The sequence below is a fragment of the Halomonas sp. ND22Bw genome (genome assembly GCF_003011945.1).
Lineage (GTDB): Bacteria > Pseudomonadota > Gammaproteobacteria > Pseudomonadales > Halomonadaceae > Halomonas > Halomonas halophila.
Genome location: NZ_PXWD01001835.1, coordinates 1 through 234, shown reverse-complemented (window position 1 = coordinate 234; position 234 = coordinate 1). Strand labels below are relative to the sequence as shown.

Genomic DNA, 234 nt, shown 5'->3' with positions numbered 1-234 from the left:
AACTTTTCGCTCCAGCGCACGACGCAGAACCAGGGCCAGGACGTGCCCGACAAAGCGCTGTTGACGCTAAACGACAAGGCCCAGAAGGACCTGCTCTCGGTCTTCCTCGCGACGCGCGAGGAGATGGAGAACAAGCGTATCAACGAGGTCTTCGGCGAAGACTTCCTCAAAAGCAATTTCTGGCTCTACTGGCGCACCATGTTCGCCTTCGAAGAATGGCATTCCGCGCTGGAG

General features: G+C 57.7%; 1 protein-coding gene. It reads left to right on the top strand.

Annotated features, from left to right (window positions below; all coding sequences use genetic code 11):
• On the top strand, window positions 1-234 hold a 234-nt coding region (locus CVH10_RS24625; protein WP_181244772.1), incomplete at both ends, for an oleate hydratase.